Genomic DNA, 18,775 nt, shown 5'->3' on the forward strand with positions numbered 1-18,775 from the left:
CAGCGCGGGACTTCAGTCCCCGCTGAAAGGCAATTCATCATCGAACGTTGATAAACGGACCCGACAAGCGGGTCCCTCCGAAAAATGATTCGGAGGGGCACGCTTGTCGTGCCCAAGGAAAACGAATTGATCATCGAACGTTGCACGGCGGACCTGACAAGCGGGGCCCTCCGAGATACTCTCCGCTGTGTGGATTGGAGGATCGGGTGCCCACAACCGGTCACCCTGGTTCGATCCAGGCCGAGGGCAAGGTGGTGAAGGCTAAAGCCTTCACCGAAAAGCGGCGATGAATCGCCGCACTCCATGGAGTGCGGGGCTTTAGCCCCGCTTTCAGCGCGGGACTTCAGTCCCCGCTGAAAGGCAATTCATCATCGAACGTTGATAAACGGACCCGACAAGCGGGTCCCTCCGAAAAATGATTCGGAGGGGCACGCTTATCGTGCCCAAGGAAAACGAATTGATCATCGAACGTTGCACGGCGGACCTGACAAGCGGGGCCCTCCAAAAGGAAGCGGACCCGACGAGCGGGTCCCTCCGACGTTGGTAAAGGCGATTCATGAATCGCCCCTACCACATGTTCAGTTGACTATTTAACCCTTGATCATCAATCCCGCTTGACCGGGCACCACAAGCAGGTCCCACTGGAGGGGATGCTCTTTCATTCGTGTCAGCCGGAAACAATGCAGCATTTTGGATAGTCGGCAAGAGACCGGACGTCGTTCGATGGTGGCTGCGGGACAGGAAGTTATCGTCGGTGGGTTTTGGTCGATGGGCAACCCCTCAGTCTCCAAACAGTTCGGTGTAATAGGTGCCTGCGATTCCCACGCCCACCCGCTTGTGGTTGCCCAGCATGTTCTTGTGATGGCCGGGACTGTGGAACCAGCCCATGTTGGCGGCGTTCCCATCGCTGTAGCCTGCGGCGATATTTTCTCCGGAGGCAGAAGTGCCGAAGCGGCGGGCACGGTCCCACGGGGTCGTTTTGCCCGGCACGGGCGATGTGTGATCGAAAAAGCCCAGGGTTTTCATGTCGTTGGAGTGATCGCGGGCAGCCGCACACAGCCGAAGGTCGATGACGAGAGGGTTCAGCCCAAGCAGGACGCGGGTCATATTGAGCGCCAGAATACAGCGTGCCTCCTCTCGCTGGAGCTGTTTGGCCAAAATCGCGTTTTGGGCGAGGACCTGTCGAGCAGGGGGATCCATCGGCGAAACCAAAAAGGCCGCCAGGGTTTCCTCGCCCGCCAGATATTCCTCAAAACTTGGTTGAGTATCCGGGCGACTTTCGGGTGGAGCGGCGTTGTAGAGGACGCGGGCACACTCTTCCCACAAGCTGCCCCATTCGCTGAGCTTTTCCCGTTCGCTTCGCAAGGTGTCGGAGGAAGCGAGCACGACTTCTCGGGGAATGACGAGCCATTGCTGGAGTTGCTTCAATCCGGGATCGCCCACCTGCTGGATCATCTCCTTGGTGAGGTCGGGTCGCTGACGGAGAGTCAGCACCGCCTCGCGAACGGCCGCCACCTGTCGGGGATCCACCTGTCGCAAATGCTGACCTGCCTGGCGCTGGGCCTGTCGGGTGAACATCTGGCCGTATCTTTCCAGCCGCGCGGAAAGTTGTTTCTCAATGACCGGCAGCAGGGCTTCCACCCAGGCGGGGCCGCCTTCCACCGCTTGGGCAACGAGCTGGCGACGTTCGTCCATCGTCGTGCGCGAAGATTGAAACTGACTGACGAGTTCCCGGATGGCGGGACTGGTTGAAGAACGTCGGGGTTCACCCGACAAAGCGCCCGATGTCAGCCAGAGAGCGACCATACCCGAGAAAAGAACCAAGAGGACCGCCCGCGGAGTGTGCCAGAAGACCGGTTGGACGGTACGGAAGAGGGCGCTCACGCGCGTCTCCCTTTTTGATTGGAAAACCATCTTCGGTTCGCCCGCCCCATAAACCTCGGCCACCAAACGCCGTGCGGGTTGTGACGTGCCGTGCACGGGGGAGTGTCCCACCACTGGTCACGTCTTGGACGAACTTCCGGACGTTGCGGAGCTGGGCTGCGTCTCCGGCTGGGCGGGTTCCGAGTACTCTTTTTCGAGGATGGGCACGACTTTTTCGTGGAATTCACGGAGCGGATAGTCAGCCGGGAGGCTTTCGCCAATTGTGCTGAGCAATCGGTTGTAATTGATATCCAGCTCAGCGAGTTCCGTGGCGGTTCGCCGATCCGAGAGCCGCGCCAGGTGAGGGACTTTCTTGAGCAAGGCGGCAGCCTGGGGAAGGGCCTGTTCGAACTCCGCCCGCGCCTTCGCCAGGTTGGCAGGATTGACCCCGGCGGTGAGGATGGAATTGGCCATGGCCGCGTGCCGCTTGATGGCCACCAGTTCAGGAGTGTGCAGGCACTGGATGCGGATGATATCGGCCAGCACAAAATTCCGCGGGAAGACATCTCCCAGTTTGACCATCACTGCGTCGTAGAGGTCGATGGCGTTCATCATATCGTTGATGGTTTGTCGGTCGGACAGCAATTTCAGGCTTTTCACCAGTTCGGTCAATTCGTGGAAGCGGCTGAAGGCCTCTTCCAGATTGGAGCGTGCCTGGCCCAAATCTCCCGCCCGGATGGCCTTTTGTGCAGCGGCCACTTTTTCCATGGCGATCTGATATTCCGGCCGCCGCTTCACCCGACGGCGAATAATGTCCTGGAGCGCGAAATCTTCAGGAAAGACTTCGTCCAGTTGGTCCAGGATTCGCATGTATCGGTCAGTGATCTCGGATAGGTCGCTGACAAAGGCGTCGTCATATTGAATATCGGGGTTCTTTTCGATAACTTTCTTCCATCGTCGCGCGGCTTCCAGGAAAATCTCCATGGCCGTGATGTGATCGTTGTTGTGATAGGCTTCCAGGGACTGGAACATGGCTTCCCGGGCAGCGACGGCTTCAGGCTGCTGTTCCACTTCCGCGTGTCGTTTCCAGTAGTCGTAATTGACGATGGTGCGGTTGTGTTCGACGATCTGCGCCCGACGTTCCAGCTCCATGGCCTTGCGGGCAAGTTCCAGGGCTTTCTTTCGCTTGGCCGGATCTTTGATGCGACGCGCCACCTGCTCGTGGGTGAGCCGCATTTTGATTTCGGCGGATAGCGCGAGGTCCGCCTGTCGGGCCGTACGATCATACGGCGGGGTGTCGTAGGCCTCCCGTTCTTCCGGCGTCAGCTCTTTGCGACGTTCGGCGAGCAGTTGCTCGCGGAGTCCGGGTTCGAGTTCGTCGATCTGCTGGGCGAGTTCCCGTGCCTGCTGGAGGAGAAGCTCGCGCTCATAGAGGCGGATGATGGGAAAATCCTCGTAACCACTGGGAAGTTCCCGGTGACCGAACTCGTTGACGAACTCGTGCCATCCGGTTTTCCAGGCATCCATCGCCGTTTCACCAAAGGTGCCCTCTTTTTCGATGGCTTCCGCATAGTTCATCTGGAATTTAGGCCGGTGGGAATAGAAGATCAGCGGAGTGGTGCGCAGAATGGCCCCCTGGTCGGTGAGGCGCTCGGCTTCTCGATACCAATCTTTCCCCACCAGCCAGTTGTCACGTGGGGGACGCCCCTGGTGAATTTCATAGGGGTCGGCAGGATCCATAAACAGTCGCCGGAATTGCTTGCTTTCGTCGGCCATTCCGATCTTCCAGCCGTAGGTCCAACCCACGTCGCCGTAGAGGACGGGCTCGCGCTCGTTGTAGCGAATGCCCTCCTGGAGGAATTTGATCCCGCGGATCACCCAGCGAAACCGTTCACGGTAGTCGTCGAATTCCACAGAGACGTTGAAAGAGAGATTCCATCCCTGATGGCGCCACACGGTGACGAAATGCGGCTCCAGTTTGACCATCTGCTCCAGGGCGGCGGAGAGATTCGTCCAGTCTTTGCGCCGTTTGTAGTCCTCCGCCTTCATCCAGAGGATGTGGACGGCCACGCCCCGCATTCCCAGCGTCGCCAGCTTGATCGCTTCGCCGCTGGGATCGAGCTGGCCAAGTTGCGTGGGCGTCAGACCCTCCTTTTCGCGGACCTGGGCCAGCACTCCGCCGGGACTGCTCCTTTGAGGATCCCGCGAAGGGGCCGCCGGCGTCCCCAAATAGGCGAGTACCCCCAGCAGGACCGCCATGATGACCAGGTAGACAATCTTTCTTAAAAACTGCTGACGCGAGGTCATGCTGCCACCTCACGAGATCGCAGGAAGAAATGGCCGGCCACGATGAGCAACACCAGATAGCCTGCCACGGTGATGATATTCACAGCCAGTAAACTGGGACTGACGTTGTATCCGTACGCCACGAAGTCGATGAATCCCAGTCGGTCCATCGGCGGGATGATGTACGAAAGCAGGTCGAGCCAGGCCAGGAAGACTGAGTCGATAGCCCGGGCCACCATCAGACCCACCGTGCGAGGAATTTCCACCATCACGCCTTCCTGGGTGAATAAACGGATGGACGACTCGATGGGGCCGAATCGGGCGGGTGTTTCCACTCCCGGATACAGCTCACCCGTCACAATCTGCCGCATGAACTGGTGGGCCATCCCAGCAATCGTGACACCCAGCGTGGAAACCAGCGTGACCGGCGTTCCCAGGAAGGTGCTGAGCGTCACTCCAAAGCCGATGGCCAGCACCATTTGCAGCCAGATGCCTAAATAGCCTTTGAACAGGTTCAGGAAGAACGAACGGTTTCCTGCCCGAATGTACAAATCCGGTTTGGCCATGCCAAAGTACTGGCCACTTTCCAGACAGCGGATCCAGATCTCGATCTTTCCGTCCGAGGATGTGAAGTCCCGGAAAAGGTCAAATTCTTTCTGGGAAAGGACTTGGGGGTCCACGGGCTTGAGCCTGACGTATTCGATGGTGCCGTCGGCATGTTTGATTTTGCGGGGCTCCACGCGGACGCTGGAAAACCGGGTGATTTTCTTGGGGATATCCAGCGCCAGGATGCTGAACTCCTTCGACTCAAAGACCTGCAGTTCCACCATCAGGCCATTTTCCGGATTGCGGACCGAGAGACTCCCCAAAATTCCCCGTTCGATGTCTCCCTTATGGGTACGGAAGACGCCAAGGTTCATTTCGATGGGGATGGTGTCTCCGGGGAATTCATCCGGTTTGAGGTCCTTGAACGTCCAGATGGCAGCCGCCTGGGAAGCCCCTTCGATGTAACTCCGATATGTCCACTCATCACCGACGCTGATTCCCTTTTCGACGTCGAAGCCGTTCCGGTCACGAAACACGAGGCTGCCGTAGATGGGGACCCGGGCGACCAATTGCCCTTCCGGTCCGCCCAGGCGATACGTCACTTTGCCATCGGCTGACTTCTCCACCCGCACCGAATGCGTGTGCCCCCGTTCCATATCCACGCGGGGATTCCCGTTGGCGTCCACGAAAAACCGGTGGCGGTGACCCCAGGTCGGTTCGGTCCAGCCCTGAAGGGCCTGGCCCTGCGAGCCGTCAGGGAGGGTGACCGGCTCACCCAGGGGACGCAAATCCGCCGGGTTCACAACGTGCGTGTGATGGAGCCCGCGGACGACAAACGGATAACTGATGATCCACATCGTTCCCAGGATGAAGCTGCCCACTGCCACCAAACCCAGAATCTGGCCGGTGACAATCTCGGAGGTGCGGACCGGCTTGGTGAGAACGGTGAAAATCGTTTTGTTTTGAATATCACCGGGCAGCCGGAATGCCGCCAGGAAGATGACCAAAAGGATAACCAGGTAATTCGTAGTGCCCAGCACGAAATTGAGATACAGCCGATGGGGCTCGGAACTGGTGGGGTCGAGAAACCAACCGGCAAAAAGAAGGCTGACACAGAACAGCAGGACCACGACGGTCACCTTACGGCCAAAGGCTTCCTTGATTGTAAGCCAGGCCAGAGCCCCGATGCGGCGCGGGCTGACCAGGACCAGGTCGATCACGCCCGAACGCAGCAACTCCCAAAAGCGCCGCGGTGCCCGCCGGCCATAGAGAAGCAGACACCAGAGAAAGCCGATCAGGCCGCACAGGGTTATAAGGCCAAGTGCCGCACTCAGCCACGCGAGGAACGCGGGGCCAATCCAGCTAGAAAGTTGGGGCAATTCAATTTCGATCGGCATGGCCGTCACCTCGTCCGTGTGCTCGCAGTCCCGGATGTTCTTCGCTTTCCCGGATGATCCGCAGGAACAGATGTTCCAGGGTGGTGGTGGGATTTCCCCAGGAAAGGATTTCCAGGCCGTGCTTGGCCAGAACGGCTTTGACCTCAGACTCCGCTTCGGGGGACATCCTGGGGACACGGATTTCTGTGACGTCCCGCATGGCGAGAAGCTGATCGACCCGCCCCAGTTCCTTCAACTCTCCCTGATAAAGAATGCCGATTCGGTCGCAGACGTCCTGAACGTCGGCGAGGAGGTGGCTGCACATCACGACGGTCTTGCCCTGATCTCGCAGGCGAAGGATGAGATCCTTCATCTCTCGCGTTCCGATCGGATCCAGCCCGGAAGTCGGCTCATCCAGCAGAATGAGGTCCGGATCGTTGATGAGGGCCTGCGCCAGCCCGATTCGGCGGGTCATGCCCTTGGAATATTCTTTCAGCGGCCGTTTCTTGGCCCAGGTCAGTCCGACCATTTCAATAAGGTCCGCCACCCGCTGTCGCCGGACAGATCGCGGCATATTGAACAGGCGACCGTAGAAATCGAGCGTCTCTTCCGCGTTGAGAAAGCGGTAGAGGTAAGATTCTTCCGGGAGGTAGCCGATGCGCTCGTTTTTTGAGACATCGGTGGCGGGTCGACCGAACACGTAGACCTCACCGGAGGTCGGCAGCAGAAGCCCCAGGAGCAGCTTCATCGTGGTCGTTTTGCCGGAGCCATTGGGTCCCAGCAATCCAAACACCTCACCACGATAAATCTGCAAATCAAGGGCTTTGAGGGCCTGCACCTTGGTGCGTCCCCAGAAGTCGCGATACACCTTGGAGAGGGTTCGCGTCTCGATGACGACTTCCGGCGGTGACTGGCCGGTTTCCGACGGCCGGGCGGCCGGACTCACTTGTGCCTCGCTCATCGCCATATCCCTTTATCGTTGGCCATTGGATTTGTGGCAACCTCTCTCACACCGGCAAGGGGGCTGGTGCGCTCTACGCGGTCGATCGGTGAGCTGTTCAACCGGTTTGGGAAACCCAATTCCCGATGACTTCAGCCAGGCCCGCGTCATGATTAATGCCCCGCCTGCACTGGTTGCCCCTTTCTGGAACAGCCCCGGTCACGCTGCCCCCGCCAGTGCCCGGTAAAACCAGCGAGCCCCACTGGCGAGTACCGGGAGCAGTCCACAAAGCGAACACATCTTGATCCACAGGGGTTTTTAACCACTCTATGGTAGTATTAATTCTTTTGCCGAGGTTTTCAGTGTCGACTCTTTCCGAATTCGCGAGCCCCGTTCTGCAGCCCATCCTCATATTATGAGGGGTGCGAAACTACACTGCGGTGGTAATGTAACCCTTTTGTCTCTCCCGTGCGGATGGGGATAGCTTCTTTCTACTATAAATCCGACTGGAGGGCGGAACAACGAATTGGCACACTGATCCATTCTCGCAAGAACCGCTGAGATGGCGGGGATGCAATTGGTTGTAGGGGCAATTCATGAATTGCCCCCAACGAGGTCCCTGCGGCTTGAATCCCGGTTCCACGCAAGCCCGTGGGGACATTAGCGTCCCCATCGGCCGAGTGAAAAGTGCGGATGGTGTCAGGTTTGGCATAAATCTTGTGCGGGGACCTCGCAGACCAGGTTTTTGGGAAGGAAGTCCTGTTGCGGTCGTTAAGGGAATTCGTTAAGGGAATCTGAAATTCGAAAACTTCCATTGACACTTGACAGGTGGCCGGCAGCCGGGTATGGTGAACAAACACTGCCTAGGCAGATAAGTTGCCGCCAGCTTTGCAGGGTGAACGGCCCCGCGCAAGCGGAGGGCTGCGCGGACGCGGCTTGAGATCGCAGTATAGTTTTGGGAACCGTCGCAAGCCGGGTGTGCGGCGACTTGCTGCACGACGGCGGCGGACGGTTTTTTGTTATTTAGTAGCTCGAACGTCTGTCGGACGCACGCAGGTTGTCAATGAACCCCGACGAACTGCTGAGGATCGTCGACGCGATCCACCGGGACAAAAACATCGATAAAGAGGTCGTCTTCAGAAGTATTGAGGCGGCCCTCACTTCGGTTGCGCGCAAACGGTTTGGTGAGCATGAGGAAATCAAAATCGTCATCGACCGCAAAACCGGTTTGATTACCGGTTATCGGGGCGAACAATCCATCGATCCGGAACAACTGACACGGATCGGTGCCCAGGCTGCCAAGCAGGTCATCCTCCAGAAAATCCGCGAAGCGGAACGCGACGTCCTCTATGATGAATATCAGGAGCTTCTGGATCAGATTGTGACGGGCACGGTGCAAAAGGTCGAGCCCCGTGCCGTCATCGTCAGCCTCCCGCGGACAGAAGCGATTCTTCCCAAAAGTGAACAGATTCCTGGCGAATCACGCCATCCGAATGAACGCATCCGTGCCCTGGTCACCGAAGTGAAAAAGGTGGGACCGCGGCTTAAGGTGGTTCTCAGCCGCATTCGTCCTACTTTTGTCGTGCGACTTTTCGAGCAGGAAGTCCCTGAAATCAGCGACGGCATTATCGAGATCAAGTCGATTGCGAGGGAACCCGGTTATCGCACCAAGGTAGCCGTCGTCAGTCTGGACCAGCGGGTCGATCCCGTGGGAGCCTGCGTGGGACTCCGCGGCAACCGCATCCGCAACATCGTGGAGGAATTGAACGGGGAACGGATTGACATCATCCGCTGGGACGATGATCTGATGGTGCTGATTCCCAACGCCCTCCAGCCAGCCAAGGTGGAGGAGGTGATTCTCTGCCAGATGCTGGGACGGGCCATCGTCCTGGTTCCGGAAGACCAGCTCTCCCTGGCCATCGGTCGATGGGGACAGAATGTGCGTTTGGCCAGCAAGCTGGTGGGATGGGACATCGAGATCATGACCCGCGACGAGCTCAATGAGCAGCTCGAACAGGCCCTACTCGGCTTCGCTTCCCTGGACGGCGTGTCGGAAGAACTGGCAGACCGGCTGGTGGGGGAAGGTTTTCTCTCCTACGATGACCTTTCCGTGATCGAGCCGGAGGATCTGATGGAAATGGGAGGCCTGACCGAGGAACAGGCCATGCATATCATTGCTCAAGCGGAAGCGAAGGCGGAAGAAGCGGAACAGCTTGCGGCCGAGGAACGGCGACGCCAGCGCCAGCTTGAACGTGAGCGGGCGGCCGCCCAGGCCGAAGGAGCACCCCCCGAGCCACCTGCCCCCTCCCCGGAGGAAATAAGCGAGGGTGACGCGGCTGCCGAAGAAGACTCCACGGCCGAGGGTGTGACTTCCGAGTCAGAGGAGGCATCGGCCTGAGGGGAGAACATGGGGCAGCCTGCCTTTTTGGCTGCTAAACCGCCTTTTTGGGCTGGTCATGGAGCTGCCAAGGCGGAAGGAAAGAAGGCTACCGAAGTAGAGGGTTCCCCTCGCCTACGGAACGGGGCGGGCAAAAAAGCCTCGCGATAACACTCCCCATGGATTTTGGAGCCGGTAAATCGTCTCTCCTGGGCCGATAAACAAAAAGAGGGATACCGGGTAAACTGGATAGGGAAAGGCAACATCCGATCCCACTCCGAGCGCTCCACGGGGTGGGTTGTCTGCGGATCGATCCGCGGTCTGGCGGAGGAGGCTGCCGATGCATAGGTAAAGGTCAAACAGGAGACGGGATTTCGCGAAACATCGCCGAAATCCGGAGGGGTTTACGTGGCGCAACGGATCTTCAATCTCGCGAAAGAGCTCAAAATCGAGACCAAAGAATTGCTGGAGGTCTGCCAGGAGTTGAAGCTCCAGAAGACCTCCGCTTTGGCCAGCCTCACTGACGAAGAAGTCTCTCTTGTCAAGGAGTACCTCAAGCGCGGCAAGGGCGGGCGAGATCGGATGGCCGCCACGGCGGGCCCGACGGCTGGCCCCATTCCGGCCTTTCGCCGGGAAGATTACATTCCCCCGGCAGGCACGGCCCTGGGAAAGGTGCCCGTCCTTGACAAAAAAGTCGAGAAACTAGCGCCGACTCCAACCCAGCGCAAAGAACCTGAGAAACCAGAAAAGAAAGAGGAACCGAAGCCGGTCGCACCTGCGGTACCCACCCCCGTTCCAGAAGAAGTCCCGGTCGCTTCCGTGGCGGTAGAAACGGCGCCACCTCAAGAGACGCCCGAGGTCGCCCCCCTAGCAGAAGCCGTTCCGCCCGAGGCTTCGCCGCCTGTTGTGACTGCGGAAGTGACCGCGGGACCGACAGAGGCAGCAGCTGCGGAGGCACCGCCGCCGGAAATGCCGCCTGTGGCCGAGCCCGTTGTCTCCGTCGAGACAATTCCCCCGGGTGAGGTCCTGGAGAGCGAGCTTGTTGTTGAGCAAGAGAGGGCGACGGCCGCTTCGACTCCCCCGGTCCCCCAGGCCGAGGAGACTACTCCAGCGGGGGCCCAAGTGGAGGTTCCCCCAGCAGGCGCGGACATTGGGGCGGCACCTGCGGTCCCCGTCGCGGAAAGTCAGGCTGAAGCGGTGGCCACGGCTCCCGCGGAACCCTCAGAAAAAGCAGCGGAAGGTCAGCCCCCCTCCGAAACTGCTCCGCCCAAGCCCAGTGTCCCGCCGATCGATCCTGAACGGATCGCCGCGATTCGCCCCATTCCCGAGTTGCGTCGTACCAGACGCGAGGGTACCACTCCGCCCGGTACCCCCAAAAAGGAGAAAAAAGGCAAATCCGAACCGCCTCTTCCGCGGTTAGTTAAATTGGCGCCGATGCCGCAGCCTAAACCGGCGCCAGTGGCAAAACCGAAGGAGCCACCCCCGCAAAAACCGGAGATCCGTCTGCCTCCGGATGCCATTCGGGCATCAAAGATGGGGGCAATGCCGCTGGCAGGGCATCTGCTGCGGCAACAGGAGGAAAAACGAAAGGGCAAGAAAAAAGAGGAAAAGGAGAGCCCCGAGGAAGCCCTGCCGGTCCTCCCCCGGCAAAAGGGACGCCGTGGTAAAGTAGAGGATAAAGAGGAGCTCCTGGAAAAGGAGGCCACGCCAGGCAAGCTCAAGCGTAAGAAAGAGGTGGTCGCGGTCGAGGAGGAGGAAGACCTCGAACCCGAAACGACCACCACGCAACAGACCCGACTCCGTCGTACACGGAGTGTCTCAACGGCCGCACCTCGGAAAAGCAGCGTGGTTTTGGAACTCCCTTGCACGGTTCGTTCGTTTGCGGAAGCCCTGGGCCTCCCCGCTCAGAAGGTCCTCGCCAAGCTCTTTGAAATGGGGACCCTCGCCAACATCAATGCCACTCTGGATCAGGCGACGGCCGAGCTGCTCGCCGCCGAACTGGGAGTGGACGTCACCTTCCGCGCCGAAGCCGATCCGGAAGAAGAAATTGAAGCCATCTGGAACGCCCCTGATCCAGAAGAGTCGCTCCGGCCGCGGCCTCCTGTCGTCACGTTCCTCGGTCACGTGGACCACGGTAAGACATCCCTTCTGGATAAAATCCTGGGCCTCAACGTGGCCGCCAAAGAGAAGGGTGGAATCACCCAGCATATCCGCGCTTATCAGGTGGAAAAGAACGGCCGCCCAATCACGTTTTTGGATACCCCCGGGCATGAAGCATTCACGGCCATGCGGGCCCGCGGTGCCAACTGCACGGATATTGTGGTCCTTGTGGTGGCGGTGGACGACGGGGTGATGCCTCAAACAGAAGAGGCGATCAGCCACGCCCGGGCAGCTGGTGTTCCCATCGTGGTGGCGCTAAACAAGGTAGACCTCCCCGGTACGCGACCGGAACGCGTGATGCAGCAGTTGACGGGTCTGGGATTGGTCCCCACCGAATGGGGCGGCGATGTGGAAATGGTGCGGACCAGTGCCCTCACCGGGCAGGGCATTCCGGAACTGCTCGATACACTGATCACGCTGGGCGATATCTTCGAGTTGAAAGCCAACTACGATCGGCCCGCGTGCGGTACCTGTCTGGAAGCCTCTCTCCAGCCCGGTCGGGGCGTGGTGGCCAAATTCCTGGTGCAGAAGGGAACCTTGCGGCCGGGGGATATCGTGGTCTGTGGCACGGCCCACGGTCGTATCAAGGCGATGTACGACCCACTCCAGCCGCACAAACGGGTTCAGGAGGCCCCGCCTGCGCGTCCTGTCGATGTCATTGGGCTGGATAATGTTCCCGAGGCGGGAAGTCGCTTTGTGGTCCTGGAAGACATTGCGAAAGCCCGCAAAATCGCCGAACATCGGATGGAGATGGCCCGCCAGCGCGAGCTGGCCCAGGTCCGTTCCCATGTCACCCTGGAGAATCTCTTCGAGCGGCTCAGCCAGAAGGAGAAGAAAACGCTGCACATTATTCTGCGGGCGGACACCCGGGGCTCCATCGAGGCCATCCTCAAGGAAATCGCCAAACTGGAGCATCCCGAGGTCAAGATCGAGGTCATCCAGGCTCTGGTGGGTGGAATCACCGTGGCGGACGTCCATCTGGCGGATGCTTCCGACGCCGTCATCATCGGCTTCAACGTGGTTCCGGACGAGGATGCCCGCCAGCTTGCCGAACAGCTCAACGTGCAGATCCGACGGTACGACATCATTTACCAGGTGGCGGACGACCTCAAGGCAGCCCTGGAAGGTATGCTCCAGCCGGAAAAACGCGAGGTCGAACTGGGCCGCGCCCTGATTCAGAAAGTGTTCCGTATCAGCAAGGTGGGAAACGTGGCCGGTTGCCGTGTGCTGTCCGGCATCATCACCCGCGATGCCCGTCTCCGCGTGATTCGCCAGAACCGCATTGTAGGGGACTACCCAATCGAGTCTCTCCGCCGCGAAAAGGACGATGTGCGGGAGGTCCGCGAAGGCTACGAATGCGGTATCAGACTCGCCGGTTTCGACGATATCAAGGAAGGGGATATTCTCGAGGCTTATCGTGTGGAGGAAGTCAAGCGCAGCTTCGAAGCAGTGGGACAATCCGCCTCGTAGTCGGGTGGGTCGTCCCGAAACACCTCCCCGCGTGGCGGACTGTCGTCATTCCCGTTTCCGTAATAATGTAAAGAACACAGGCAATCCGTCCTTTTGCCCGGAGAGGAAATCGCTATGAGCTCGCGACGTGCCCTGAAACTCGCCGAAGCGGTACGACATGTCGTCAGTTCGGCGATCCTCTTCGAATTGAAGGATCCCCGTGTGAGGGACGTCACCGTCACCTACGTCGAGGTTTCAGAGGATCTCCGCTTCGCCAAGGTCCACGTTTCCGTAATGGGAGATGAAAAGCGGCAGCGATTGACACTCCGCGGATTGCAAAGCGCTGCTGGCTTCCTGCAGGCCAAATGCGCAGAAAAGATCGAAACCCGGTGGACGCCCAAGCTGACGTTTGTGCTGGACCAGGGCGTCAAGCATTCCATCGAGATCTCCCGAATTCTCGCCGAGGTTCTTCCGCGACCTGCTGCCGCAGATGAAGGAAAGCCTTCAGCGGAGGAAGAAACCGAAACGGCTCCGGACAGCAATGCGGAGTCGGTGGTACCAGATTCGTCGGCGGATAAGCGCGAAATTGCGGAGGCGAGTTCCGAGCCGGAGTCCCATCCGCAATCGGCGTAAAATCCAACACGGTACCGTTTCGGCAGGGTCTCTTCCCAGGGGTGAGGATGGCCATGGCCCGAGGACAGTCGAGTTCAACCAGGACTTCAGGAAGAATGACCACACCGAGTCGCACCCAGCAATTCACCCGCCTGCATGAACTTTTGGCTCGGCAGTATAAGCCCAGGCCCGCTGATCCAGGGCTGCCCGTTCTCGAACACCTGATGTTTGCAGCCGTGCTGGAAAACGCCCGGCACGCGGTGGCGGAGCGGGTCTTTCAGGTGCTCAAAACCGAGTTTTTCGACTGGAACGAAATTCGGGTATGTACAATTCGTGATCTTTCCGAGGCCGGCGAAGGATTGCCCGATCCCGCGGCCGCGGCGACGCGCATCAAGTATCCTCTTCAGCACATCTTTGAATCGACCTATTCTTTCGACATGGAGGACTTGCGGAAATTGACGCTGGGGCAGGCAATCGAACGGCTGCAGAAAATCGAGGGCGTCTCCCGCTTCATGGTCTCCTATGTGGTACAAAACGCCCTGGGCGGGCATACGATTCCCCTCGATATGGCCAGTTTGCGGGTGCTGAACCTGCTTGGCCTGGCGGACGAATCGGAAGTGGCCTCGGGCACGGTGGCGGGCCTGGAACGGGCAATTCCCAAAAGTAAGGGCGTCGAATTCGCCTGGCTGCTGCATGAATTCGCTGCCGAGTTCTGGGCGGATCATCACGCCCCGGTGGTGGCGAAAGTGTTTAAGGCTCTCGATCCGCAGGCACTGGAGCGGTTGGAGGCCTGGGAGCAGGGACAATTGCAACCGGCAACCACCGCCGCTGCCGAAACTGCGCCGCCTCCCACTCCTGTTGCCCAAGCGGAAGCTACGCGGGTTGTCGAGCCCAAACGCCGGGGACGACCGAAAAAAGTCGAGGGAGCTCCCTCAACGTCGGAACAACCTTCCGAGGCCGAGAAACTGGCCAGCGGGCAGCCGGCCGACGCTATGGGAGCACAGCCAGTGGAAGCGGAACCGGCTGGCGAAGCGGCTGGCTCGCCGCCCAAAAAGGCATCCAGAAAGAAGTCAGAATCCAAGCCCAAAACCGCGCGTGCTAAAAGCGCCAAGACGTCCCGAAGTGCCACTGAGGAAAAAGCGGCAAAAGGCGAAAAAAAGAAAAAGCGTGGCGGAAGCCAGCGCGGTTGAGAAAGCCGATGGACGGAAAAAGCCGCATCATGGCCTTTTCCTGGTAGCCCATGCGCCCGTAGAGATCGCCGTTAAAAACGGGCGGAAACAATCGGGGTAACTTGAGTAGATGCGGGACATACCGTTCCCAGGGAAAAATTGCGGCGATTGCCGTCTACGGCAACTGCAAGTTGTGGGGCAAGAATTCCGATCGCGCAACATGAGGAATTGGCGGCCGATCGCGAAACAGAACCGCAGCAGAAAACGAGATGACGTAACCATTGCTAGGCAAGCAAGTTAAAGGCGAAAAACTCGTATTGACAGGGATTTTGGTGAAAGTATAATGAGCGGCGGTTGGCAAATTCGGTAAAGTCGGCAGGACCGGATGAGCCTGCTGCTCGTAGGCAGCTACGGGAGGTGCAGAGTTTGCGAACTTTCGCGAACTCGCCGCCTGTTTCCCGGATAGTGGTGACACGGAGGACCAGAGACCCGCAGCCAACTGCCGACCATCGGGCTGGGGTTTCGTTGACTTTCCGGCGAGAACCGTGGCGAAGAAAAGGAACAGCCAATCACCGCTCGCAAGCAAGACTGTATTCACGACGGGAGAAGCAGCGAAGATCTGCAAAGTGAGCCAGCAGACCATCATTCGCTGCTTCGATTCCGGTCAATTGAAGGGATTCCGCGTTCCGGGAAGCCGTTTCCGTCGTATTCCCCGCGATGCTCTGATTAACTTCATGCGGGAAAATGGCATCCCATTGGATGCCCTCGAAAACACCAAACACCGCATCCTCATCGTCGATGACGATGAGGAGCTAGTGGAACTCATTCGGGATGTGCTCCTCCGCGATGGTCGCTTCGAGGTCCGCACCGTTAATAACGGATTTGAGGCCGGGATGGCCGTCAAGGAGTATCATCCCGACCTCATCGTCCTTGACATCATGCTTCCCGACATCAACGGGAAGGATGTCTGTCAGGTGGTGCGGTCCGATCCCAACATGAACGATATCCGCATCATCTGCATATCGGGCATGGTGGAAGAGGACCGCATTCAGGAGCTCAAAGCGGTGGGGGCCGACGATTTCCTCCACAAACCGTTTGAGATCGAGCAACTCGTCGATCGCATTTGCCAGTTGCTCGATATTCCCTCGCGGTCCCACGTTTGAACGGTGAACCGGCGGAGCCGGGGCTCTCTTCCCTCGCGGCTGACCGGGGAGGATTTTTCCGCGCAGGGTTCTCAGGTGTATCCCTGATGTTCGAAGTATTCACATGTTCTCCGGCCGAGAGGACCTTCTGGATTGCTGATGCCACCCTCGTGGGGGTCAGTCGCGCGGTGTTTCGCCATGTCGACCGGCTGATCGACGCCGCACCCGCCTGGCGCGAGCTCGGTTCCGATTTTCACCGCCCGCTCGGTGCGGAACTGCTTCATGTCTTGCTCCGCGATCCGCTGGCGCTGGCGGCCGTCCTGAAAGACCTTGCCTCGGACAGTGCGTCTCTTCTCCCGGCAAATCCGACGGACGTGTTCCTCGCTTTAGAATCACGCCTCATCGATGCATTTGTGAGGAGCCTTAAAGACTCACCCGAAGCAACCCCGTTGTTGAGACTCCACCCTGTTCGGTACCGGTCCGGCTACCGAAACATTGAGCAACTGGATCAGCGGTTTCCGGACGAGCTTCTGGTGCAGCGGGTGTTTCTGACGAGCCTGTTGACCCGATTGTGGCTGAAGTCCGAGAATCCGGGACTGCTCCGAGTGGGGGACCTCGCGGTGGCCTTTCTGGCGGCGATCGACACGATCGATGACGGCGAGTCGGATTTGCCGAGTGAAACGCCTCGTTCCCTGAGCGAGGTACTCTCGATTGTTCGTGCCGTGTGGCGTATTGTGTGTTATCTTCCGGAACTAAATTTCACGCTTTTCTGCACGCAGTTAGCGCAGAAGGATTGGCCACGAATTTGGGAACTATTGCTCGAGAAAGCGAGCGTCCTCCCGGAAACCCGAACGTTCATTGGCCGGGTTGTCGGTCAAAAAACTCGGAGAAAAGTTCACGAAGCGACAATTGTCCTTCTTCGGTGGGAAAGCTGGTGGCAGACGATCACTGGGGCCCGCGAGTTGTATCTCACTGCCCTCCATATCCTTCGCAAATCTTTGGCACTTCCAGGCCGATTGGCGGAGGTCCTGGAAACTCTGAAGCTGGACGCCCTGGCCGACTTCGCCGCCGGCGCTGCCCACGAGATCAACAATCCCCTCGCCGTGATCGGTGGTCACGCCCAGCTTCTTCTTCGGGATGCCAAAGACCCGGATACCCGGCGCACCCTCGCGACGATTCTTGCACAGGTGCAACGAGCCCACGAAATGATTGCCGACACACGGCTTTTTGCGCGGCCTCCACAACCGAACACCGCACCCGTGAACCTTGCCGAACTGCTGGAGACGGCGATTGCCGAGTTGACGCCGCTGGCCCAGGAAAGGGGCGTTCGCCTTACTGCGTCGAGTGCGTCGCCGGCGGAAGGAGCAGTAGTGAATGCCGACCGCAACCAATTGCTCATCGCTTTCGAGGCGATTGCCAAGAACGCCATTGAGGCTTGTGGCAACGGCGGGGAAGTCCGATTCGGCTGGGTGAACACATCAGCAGAAGTGGTGATCGAAATCGCGGACACCGGGCCGGGAATTCCCGAGGAACATCGGCCGCACATCTTCAATCCGTTTTATTCGGCCCGGCAAGCGGGGCGAGGTTTGGGAATGGGTCTGCCCAAGGCTTGGCGGATCGTGCATCAACATGGGGGACGAATCGAAGTCTCGTCCCCTCCCAGCGGCGGAGCCCTGTTTCGGATTCATCTGCCATGCTTGAACGAGTTGGCTGAATGATGAGACCGGAAAAACGGGCCATTGCTCGTTTATGAAGCTTCTGATTGACAATCCATTTGCGATGTGCTGTTCGCTGTGCGAGAGGATCTTTGTTTGCCCGCCGAGGATGGGGGAATGGGAAAACTGGCCATCCAACGGGAAAGCAGGGTCCCCGTGAACATGCATCCAAAGGTATAGAGGGCGCAGGGAATGGCGGCCTGCGGCTGATCGGGAAAGAGGCTTAAAGCGAGCGTCGTTCCCAGACCAGCGTTTTGCATACCGATTTCCAGTGTGAGGGCCCGGCGCATGCCCACCGGCAGTCTCGCGGCGATGGCCGCCAGATAACCAGCCGCATATCCGCCGAAATTGATCATCCCCAAAGCTGCCACCAGGATGCCGTTCACAGCGTACAACTGCGTGCGATTAGCGGCCACCACCACGGCGATGATCCAAAGGATGACGAGGTTAGCAATGATCGGCCCGATCTTTTCTGCGGTTTTTCGCCATAACGTTGAAAACTGAGACAGGGCGAACCCCACGGCCACGGGCAAAACCACCATGAAAAGGAGCTCAACACCGGTACGAACGACCGGAAACTTAGCAAATCGGCCCACCGTCAGCCACATGACGAACGGCACAACGAGCGGCGAAAGAAGCGTGGCGCTTGTGGTCAGGCTGACAGAATAGCTGACGTTTCCCCGGGCAATCAACGTCAATACATTGGACGCCATGGCACCTGGCACACAGCCCACCATGAGGCAGCCGATCAGCCAGGGGCCCTTCAGTCCCCACACTTGTGAGGAAAGGTAGGCGAGGGCGGGCATCGAGCTGTACTGAACAGCTGTTCCGAAAAACACGAGCGGCCAGCGTTGAAACACTCCCAAAAGCTCTTCTCGGGCCAGCAACGAGCCGATCGCCAGCATGGTTAATGCGATCAGGTGCGGTAAATAAGGCCTGCTGAGGAGGAAGGGGTCGGGTTGTTGGGCCGACTGTTTGGACCAGACGAAAGCCACCAGGCAAAGCAGGACGAGCCACACGGGGAGAAAACGCTCCAGGTAATGGCGAAGCATAGCAACTCCATTGCGTTGGCGAGAGGAATGCTAGACGCCGAGCCGGCCTAGCAGAAAAACCCGTAGCCTGCCCGCCTGACCCGGCCGT

11 protein-coding genes are annotated in these 18,775 nt (G+C 59.0%); 6 read left to right on the forward strand and 5 right to left on the reverse strand.

What is annotated here, in order from left to right:
• Positions 1-780: 780 nt before the first annotated feature.
• From THTE_RS00840 to THTE_RS00855, 4 genes are all read right to left on the reverse strand, one after another.
• Positions 781-1,884: a CAP domain-containing protein gene (locus tag THTE_RS00840; protein WP_157731576.1), complete on the reverse strand. Its 1,104-nt coding sequence runs from the start codon at positions 1,882-1,884 to the stop codon at positions 781-783.
• Between the two features lie 117 nt (positions 1,885-2,001).
• Positions 2,002-4,170 (reverse strand): BAR domain-containing protein, encoded by a 2,169-nt coding sequence (locus THTE_RS00845; RefSeq protein WP_095413647.1) that lies wholly within the window; start codon positions 4,168-4,170, stop codon positions 2,002-2,004.
• Positions 4,167-6,092, reverse strand: a complete 1,926-nt coding sequence (locus THTE_RS00850; RefSeq protein WP_095413648.1) for an ABC transporter permease — start codon at positions 6,090-6,092, stop codon at positions 4,167-4,169. The genes THTE_RS00845 and THTE_RS00850 overlap by 4 nt, the downstream gene beginning before the upstream one ends.
• The gene (locus THTE_RS00855; protein ID WP_095413649.1) at positions 6,076-7,032 is read right to left on the reverse strand and encodes an ABC transporter ATP-binding protein; all 957 of its coding nucleotides are present in this window, start codon (positions 7,030-7,032) and stop codon (positions 6,076-6,078) included. Before THTE_RS00855 ends, THTE_RS00850 begins: the two co-directional genes overlap by 17 nt.
• A 1,042-nt stretch (positions 7,033-8,074) precedes the next feature.
• Between THTE_RS00855 and nusA the strand changes: the two genes are divergently transcribed.
• From nusA to THTE_RS00885, 6 genes are all read left to right on the forward strand, one after another.
• On the forward strand, positions 8,075-9,409 hold the full coding sequence (gene nusA, locus THTE_RS00860; RefSeq protein WP_168175764.1) for a transcription termination factor NusA: 1,335 nt from the start codon (positions 8,075-8,077) through the stop codon (positions 9,407-9,409).
• A gap of 387 nt (positions 9,410-9,796) precedes the next feature.
• A complete protein-coding gene (infB, locus tag THTE_RS00865; RefSeq protein ID WP_095413650.1) occupies positions 9,797-13,018 on the forward strand; it encodes a translation initiation factor IF-2 in 3,222 nt (1,073 codons plus the stop codon).
• Between the two features lie 114 nt (positions 13,019-13,132).
• Positions 13,133-13,630, forward strand: a complete 498-nt coding sequence (gene rbfA, locus THTE_RS00870) for a 30S ribosome-binding factor RbfA (RefSeq protein WP_095413651.1) — start codon at positions 13,133-13,135, stop codon at positions 13,628-13,630.
• 95 nt (positions 13,631-13,725) lie between these two features.
• Positions 13,726-14,799 carry a hypothetical protein gene (locus tag THTE_RS00875; RefSeq protein ID WP_095413652.1) on the forward strand — a complete coding sequence of 358 codons (1,074 nt, stop codon included), beginning with the start codon at positions 13,726-13,728 and terminating at the stop codon, positions 14,797-14,799.
• 524 nt (positions 14,800-15,323) lie between these two features.
• Entirely contained in the window at positions 15,324-15,941 is a 618-nt protein-coding gene (locus THTE_RS00880) for a response regulator (protein ID WP_095413653.1), read from the forward strand.
• A gap of 86 nt (positions 15,942-16,027) precedes the next feature.
• Positions 16,028-17,638, forward strand: coding sequence for a sensor histidine kinase (locus THTE_RS00885; protein ID WP_095413654.1), 1,611 nt, complete (start codon positions 16,028-16,030; stop codon positions 17,636-17,638).
• A 29-nt stretch (positions 17,639-17,667) separates the two neighbouring features.
• Here the strand turns inward: THTE_RS00885 and THTE_RS00890 are convergent, their stop codons facing one another.
• Positions 17,668-18,687, reverse strand: coding sequence for a bile acid:sodium symporter family protein (locus THTE_RS00890; protein WP_095413655.1), 1,020 nt, complete (start codon positions 18,685-18,687; stop codon positions 17,668-17,670).
• Positions 18,688-18,775: the final 88 nt, after the last annotated feature.

The organism is Thermogutta terrifontis (assembly GCF_002277955.1).
In the GTDB taxonomy this organism is placed as follows: domain Bacteria; phylum Planctomycetota; class Planctomycetia; order Pirellulales; family Thermoguttaceae; genus Thermogutta; species Thermogutta terrifontis.

Bases quoted from the DNA above. Each gene is read 5' to 3' on its own strand.
- THTE_RS00845 (WP_095413647.1), bottom strand. From the start codon at position 4,170: ATGACCTCGCGTCAGCAGTTTTTAAGAAAGATTGTCTACCTGGTCATC.
- THTE_RS00875 (WP_095413652.1), top strand. From the start codon at position 13,726: ATGACCACACCGAGTCGCACCCAGCAATTCACCCGCCTGCATGAACTT.
- nusA (WP_168175764.1), top strand. From the start codon at position 8,075: ATGAACCCCGACGAACTGCTGAGGATCGTCGACGCGATCCACCGGGAC.
- THTE_RS00890 (WP_095413655.1), bottom strand. From the start codon at position 18,687: ATGCTTCGCCATTACCTGGAGCGTTTTCTCCCCGTGTGGCTCGTCCTG.
- THTE_RS00850 (WP_095413648.1), bottom strand. From the start codon at position 6,092: ATGCCGATCGAAATTGAATTGCCCCAACTTTCTAGCTGGATTGGCCCC.
- THTE_RS00885 (WP_095413654.1), top strand. From the start codon at position 16,028: ATGTTCGAAGTATTCACATGTTCTCCGGCCGAGAGGACCTTCTGGATT.
- THTE_RS00855 (WP_095413649.1), bottom strand. From the start codon at position 7,032: ATGAGCGAGGCACAAGTGAGTCCGGCCGCCCGGCCGTCGGAAACCGGC.
- rbfA (WP_095413651.1), top strand. From the start codon at position 13,133: ATGAGCTCGCGACGTGCCCTGAAACTCGCCGAAGCGGTACGACATGTC.